The 406-nt window shown below is 51.5% G+C and carries 1 protein-coding gene; it reads right to left on the reverse strand.

Translation table 11 applies throughout. From position 1 onward, the window contains the following. Nucleotides 1–51 precede the first annotated feature (51 nt). Nucleotides 52–406, reverse strand: a 355-nt coding sequence (locus tag H8K47_RS18860) for an IS66 family transposase (RefSeq protein WP_186882734.1), incomplete at its 5' end; no start/stop codon positions are given.

Raw genomic sequence — 406 nt, forward strand, 5'->3', positions numbered from 1 at the left:
GTAAGCGCCCGGTCATCACAGGTTGACCGGTTCTGATATGGATGATGGAAATTATTGAGCAAGCTTCCAGTTGTGTGGCAGTAGTTCGCCGATGCGGCTGAATGGTTGCAATGGTAGCCTTTCCAATACGTCCTTCATGTAATTATAAGGATCGTGACCGTTGAGCCTGGCTGAATGGATCAGACTCATGATCGCCGCCGCACGTTTGCCTGCGCGCAGGCTGCCGGCGAACATCCAATTTTTTCGTCCCAATGCGACGGGACGAATCTGGTTCTCAATCCAATTATTATCAATCGGCACCTGAGGATCGTTGAGGTAATGGGTTAACGCCGACCAGCGATTTAAACTGTAGTCGATTGCCCTGAATGTAGCACCGCCGCCAGGGACTTGCTGGCGTTGAACCAGT

Origin of the sequence: Cognatundibacterium rugosum, assembly GCF_014284365.1 — a bacterium.
Classification (GTDB): domain Bacteria; phylum Pseudomonadota; class Gammaproteobacteria; order Burkholderiales; family Burkholderiaceae_D; genus Undibacterium; species Undibacterium rugosum.